Genomic DNA, 6,325 nt, shown 5'->3' with positions numbered 1-6,325 from the left:
TTTAAATAGCTATTGAAAAAAATTTAATCTAAGGTTTCTTTTTTAAGTCTCTTATTGCTAAGTTGACGACATTGGGCGCACAAATAAAGCAGATATAATATATAAATTATACCTGCTTTTTACATTATCTTACTACTTCAACATCCATGTTTAACTTCTCTCCATTAATTGTTGTTTCTGTATAGCTTCTAGAAGCATCTCCATATACAACATCAACAGTCAAAGTTTCTTTCTTTATTGTGTCTTCAAATTTCTTAACAACGTCTAATAACATGTCATTATTTGCTACATAAAGAGTTATCTTATCTGCAACTTCAAATCCTTTTTCTTTTCTCATGTTTTGGATCTTAGAAATCATTTCTCTTACGTGTCCTTCTTCTCTTAACTCATCAGTTATATGAGTATCAAGAACAACTCCGATTTCACCTTCACCTGCGAAAGCATATCCTTCTAGACCTTGCATTGTTACAAGAATGTTTTCAGAATTTAATTCTATTTCAGTTCCGTTAGCATCTATAACTTCTACTCCGCCTGCTTTAAGCTTTTGAGCTAATTCCATTTGGTTCTTTTCTGAAATAGCTTTTCTAATAGCTGGTATAAGCTTACCATAAGTTCTACCTAATACAGGTAAGTTTGGCTTAAGTTCAAAGTTAACATGCTCTGAAAGGTCAGCACCAAAATCTATATCCTTAATATTTAACTCATCAGTTATTATGTCTCCATAATATTCTGGAAGTGATGCAGTTGAAACTAAGATTTTAGAAAGTGGCTGTCTATTCTTGATATTAGCACCATTTCTAGCACTTCTTCCCAACTTAACTATTGTGTAAGCTAAATCCATTTCCTTTTCAAGTTCCTTATTTATAGCTGTTTCATCAACTACTGGCCATGTACATAAGTGAACACTTTCAGGAGCTTCATTATCTAAGTTAACAACTAAGTTTTGATAAATTTCTTCTGTTATGAATGGTACAAATGGAGCTGAAATCTTTGATAATGTAACAAGTACTCTGTATAAAGTTACATAAGCACCAATCTTATCGTCAGTTAATTCTTGTGACCAATATCTAGCTCTATTTCTTCTTACATACCAGTTAGATAATTCATCAGTAAATGATTCTATTGCAAGAGCAGCATTTGTAATGTCATAAGCATCTAACTTTTCATCTACAGTCTTAACTAATGTATTTAACTTAGACATTATCCATTTATCCATTACATTTTCTGATTTGAAATCTTTGTATTCTAATGGATTAAATTTATCTATTTCTGCATAAAGTACATAGAATGAATATACGTTCCATAATGTACTTAAGAATTTTCTTTGAGATTCTGCAACATCATCAATTGAGAATCTAGTTGGAAGCCATGGAGCACTAGCAGTGTAGAAATGCCATCTTGTAGCATCTGCACCTTGTGAAGCTAATACTTCAAATGGATCTACAACGTTACCCTTAGATTTAGACATCTTTAAGCCCTTCTTATCAAGAACGTGACCTAAAACTATACAGTTTTCAAATGGGTTTCTATCAAATACTGCAGTTGAAATTGCAAGTAATGTATAGAACCATCCTCTAGTTTGATCAACAGCTTCTGATATAAATTGAGCTGGGTAGTTTTGTTCAAATAATTCTTTATTTTCAAATGGATAGTGGAATTGAGCAAATGGCATTGATCCTGAATCAAACCAACAGTCAATAACTTCCTTAGTTCTAGTCATTTCTTTTCCACAGTGTGGACAATTTAAATGAACATTATCAATGTATGGTTTATGAAGTTCTATATCATCTGGAACATTGATTCCTTTTTCTTTAAGTTCTTCAATGCTTCCTATACATTCTTTATGTCCGCATTCACATTCCCATATTGGAAGTGGAGTTCCCCAATATCTATCTCTTGAAATACCCCAGTCAATAACATTTTCAAGGAATTTACCAAATCTACCTGTTCTAATGTTATCAGGATACCAGTTAATCTTATTGTTGTTTTCTAGAAGTTTATCTCTTAGAGATGACATTCTAACAAACCAGCTTTCCTTTGGATAGTAAAGAAGTGGTGTGTCACATCTCCAGCAGTGTGGATATGAGTGCATATGTCTTTCTGCTTTGAATAACTTATTGTTTTCTTCTAGCCATTTACAAATGCTTTCATCACATTTCTTAACGAATTTACCTGCCCATGGAGTAACTTCATCTACGAATTTACCTTCTTTATCAACTAAGTTAACAAAAGTAATTCCGTTTTGTTTTGCAACTAAGCTATCGTCTTCACCATATGCTGGTGCTATATGAACTACACCAGTACCATCTGTTAAAGTAACGTAATCACCATGAATTACTTCAAATGCTTTACCTTCAACTTTAGCGAATGGCATTAATTGTTCATACTTAGTTCCAAGAAGTTCAGTTCCCTTGAATTCTTTAACTATTTCATAATCTTCACCAAGAACTTTATCTGCTAAATCTTTAGCTAATACATAAACTTCATCACCAACTTTAGCTTCGATATATGTGTAAGCTTTGTTTATACATAAAGCTAAGTTTGATGGTAATGTCCAAGGAGTTGTTGTCCAAGCTAATATATACTTGTTGTCTTCTCCTACAACTTTGAATTTAGCTATAGCAGTTAAATCCTTAACATCTTTATATCCTTGTGCAACTTCGTGTGAAGAAAGAGCAGTTCCACATCTTGGACAGTAAGGCATAACTTTGTGACCTTCATATAAAAGTCCCTTATCCCACATTTGTTTTAATGCCCACCATACAGATTCGATGTATGGATTGTGGTAAGTTACATATGGATGTTCCATATCAACCCAATAACCAATTTGTTCAGTCATCTTTTCCCACATGCTAACATATGTGAAAACACTGTCTTTACATTCTTTAACGAATTTTTCTACCCCGTATTCTTCAATTTGTTCCTTACCTGAAATTCCCAATTTCTTTTCAATTTCAAGTTCAACTGGAAGTCCATGTGTATCCCATCCAGCTTTTCTTATTACTTTATATCCCTTCATTACCTTGTATCTTGGGATAATATCTTTCATAACTCTTGTTAAGATATGACCAACATGTGGTTTACCATTAGCTGTTGGAGGTCCATCATAGAAAGTGAAATATTCACCATCTTGATTCATATCAAAGTTCTTTTTAATAACATTATGTGCTTTCCAATAATCAGCAACTTCGTGTTCCATGCCAACAAAGCCTTTTGAAAGTTCAACTTTTTTGTACATTTAAGATACTCCTCTCTATCCTTGTATGATTAATTTCTTTTGATTTTACTACTTTTATAAAAAATAAAAAAACCTCATCCAAAAGGACGAAGTTATAATTCGCTATACCACCCATGGTAATACGTCTTTATATTAAAGTAGACGCTTCTTTCAAGTACTTTCATACTATATTCTTTAACGCAGAAATACGAGAAAACCTACTTAAGTAACCCTTGTTCAGCTTCTAACTCCTAGGTGATTTTCGTTAAGATTACCTGTAGTTTTTCACCAACCAACTACTCTCTTAAAGATAAATTCTTAATTACTTTTCCTAATCATAGCTTCTATTAAAATATTATATATCATTATTTCAATATTTGTCAATTCAATCACTTTAATATTATATTATTTTTCTTAATTATCATCATGTATTTATTAGCATAAAAAGATAGATAACTAATGTTTAATCATCTATCTTTTGTTGTTTTTCACACATTTAGTATTATTAAACAATAATGTCTATCAATTAACATTGACTTGTTTTTAAATAGTGTTTTAATGTAAATATGGATAGTTTATATCTATCCGCTCCCCTTATTTTTAATTGTATTTGTAAATAGTACATAAAAATAACATTAATAAAACCAATCCTTTTGAGCATTTGGCTCTTAAGGAAAATCCCAATAACTTATTGTTTAGGCGATTATATCTCCCAGCCAACCTATTCACCGTAGGTTGGCTATTTTTTGTATTTATGAATACCACAGGTTTGACCTGTGGTTCTAAAAAGCTTTTAGCTATGAGTAGAAAATAATAATACCTCCGTTGTAAAATAATAGTAGGTTTGCCGACCACAATTAAATTACAAGGAGGTGTGTCCATAATGGACAATAGTAGTTTAGCACATAGCAAATGGAATTGTAAATATCATATAGTGTTTGCACCTAAGTATAGAAGACAAATAATATACGGAAAAATCAAGGCGGACATAGGAAGAATTTTGAGAAAGTTATGTGAAAACAAAGGAGTAGAAATTATCGAAGCAAATGCATGTAAAGATCATATACATATGCTTGTAAGTATTCCGCCTAAATTGAGTGTAGCTCAATTTATGGGATACTTAAAAAGGAAAAGTTCCTTGATGATTTTTGATAGACATACAAATTTGAAATATAAATATGGAAACAGACAGTTCTGGTGCAAAGGGTATTATGTAGATAATGTCGGTAGAAATAAGAAGGTAATCGAAGAATATATAAAAAATCAAATATAAGAAGATTTAGCATATGAACAATTAAGTTTAAAAGAATATGTAGACCCGTTTACGGGTGAACCAGTAAAAAAGGCAAAAAATAAAGCACCTTTTAGGTGCAGCCGGTAAAGGCGATGCGGTTGGCAAACCGTTCAATGTGCGAGTAGCACCCGCAAGTAACAAAGGCTTCTAGCCGCAGTGCAAACCACCCGTTTTACGGGTGGTCATGATTTATAATTAATTATTAAAAGCATCATAAATTGCTTTTATTCCTGCTTCAAAATCATCATTTTCGATTCCTACTAATATATTCATTTCTGATGATCCTTGATCAATCATTCTTATATTTACGTTTGCAGAACTTAATGCTTTAAATAACTTAGCTGCAACACCTTTTTGCTTAGCCATTCTCTTACCTACTGTTGCTATAAGTGCCATATTAGGATGAACAACTATTGAATCTGGATCACATGTTCTCTTAATTTCTTCAACAACCTTATCTCTCTTATTCTTAAGTTCGCTATCAGAAATTACAAGACAAACAGTATCAATACCTGAAGGCATATTTTCAAAAGAAATATTATTCATCTCTAATATAGAAAGTAATTTTCTACAGAAGCCAAGTTCTGAATTCATCATAGCCTTTTCTATTGAAATAACAGTAAAGTCTTTCTTTCCTGCTATACCTGTTATAGTTTTGCATTCTTTTTCATTTATATCTTGAACAATGAAAGTACCTTTATCTTCTGGTCTATTTGTGTTCTTTATGTTTATTGGAATTCCAACAGCTCTTACAGGGAATATTGCATCTTCATGAAGTACTGAAGCTCCCATATATGATAATTCCCTTAATTCTTTATATGTAATTTGATCTATTGCCTTTGGATTTTGAACGATTCTTGGATCTGCCATTAAGAAGCCTGAAACATCTGTCCAGTTTTCATAAAGATCTGCATTAACGCTAGCTGCAACTAATGCACCAGTTACATCTGAACCACCTCTAGAGAAAGTTACAATATTCCCTTCAGTATCAGCCCCATAAAATCCTGGAATAACTGCATTTGGTGTTTCGCTTAAAACTTTTTTTAATGCTTCATCTGTTTTTTCTGAATTTAAAGTCCCATCTTCATCAAAAACAATAACTTTTTTAGCATCAACAAATTCATATCCTAAGTATTCAGCTAATATTAATCCATTTAAATATTCTCCTCTACTTGCTGCATAATCTTTAGATGCACCATCTTCAAGGTCTTTCTTTACAATTTCTAAATGTTTTTTAATATCAAAATTTAATTCTAGTTCTTCTACAATTTGAGTATACCTATCTTCAACATATTTAAATACATCATCTAAAGATATACCTGTTTCAACATGTGTATGACAAAGATATAAAAGATCTGTTATTTTAGTATCTTTCTTATGCCTCTTTCCTGGTGCTGATGGAACTACATATTTTCTTGCTTCATCAGCCACAATAATATTCTTCACCTTTTTAAATTGAGAAGAATCTGCTAAAGAACTCCCCCCAAATTTTGTAACCACTGTTTTCATTTTAATTTGCCCCCATATTATAAAAGTTTTATAATGATAATTCTACCAATTTTTAAGATATTTTCAATAGTTTTTATATATTTTTCTATTTTAGATTTTATCATCTTTTTGAGTAAATAAAAACTTATTATATATATAAATATAAATATTTTATTGTTATAATCTTAATGAGTCTTTTTGAAAGGAGGAAGTCTATAGTTAATAAAAAAAGTGTACAAATGTGTTTAAAAATGTTAATATGTACCCGAGAGGTGAGATTAACATGAATAAACATATAACTAATTATAAACCTAAAGACTTTGCAG

2 protein-coding genes, 1 pseudogene and 1 other annotated feature are annotated in these 6,325 nt (G+C 31.3%); of the genes and pseudogenes, 1 reads left to right on the top strand and 2 read right to left on the bottom strand.

The window, feature by feature from the left end; translation table 11 throughout:
• Positions 1–124 precede the first annotated feature (124 nt).
• Entirely contained in the window at positions 125–3,238 is a 3,114-nt protein-coding gene (gene ileS / locus BM384_RS14710) for an isoleucine--tRNA ligase (protein ID WP_090014700.1), read from the bottom strand.
• A gap of 79 nt (positions 3,239–3,317) precedes the next feature.
• Positions 3,318–3,565: a binding site (T-box leader), on the bottom strand.
• A 535-nt stretch (positions 3,566–4,100) separates the two neighbouring features.
• On the opposite strand from ileS, the pseudogene tnpA reads away from it, so the two are divergent.
• Positions 4,101–4,598: pseudogene (tnpA, locus tag BM384_RS14705) on the top strand (IS200/IS605 family transposase).
• Positions 4,599–4,706: 108 nt separating this feature from the next.
• Here the strand turns inward: tnpA and BM384_RS14700 are convergent.
• A complete protein-coding gene (locus tag BM384_RS14700) occupies positions 4,707–6,020 on the bottom strand; it encodes an aspartate kinase (protein ID WP_090014698.1) in 1,314 nt (437 codons plus the stop codon).
• Between the last annotated feature and the right edge of the window lie 305 nt (positions 6,021–6,325).

This window comes from Clostridium sp. DSM 8431, from assembly GCF_900116755.1.
GTDB lineage: Bacteria > Bacillota > Clostridia > Clostridiales > Clostridiaceae > Clostridium.
This window is presented reverse-complemented; position numbering and strand designations above follow the sequence as displayed.

What these genes read in the sequence shown, in the direction of transcription:
- BM384_RS14700 (WP_090014698.1), bottom strand. Translation starts at nt 6,020, where the DNA reads ATGAAAACAGTGGTTACAAAATTTGGGGGGAGTTCTTTAGCAGATTCT.
- ileS (WP_090014700.1), bottom strand. Translation starts at nt 3,238, where the DNA reads ATGTACAAAAAAGTTGAACTTTCAAAAGGCTTTGTTGGCATGGAACAC.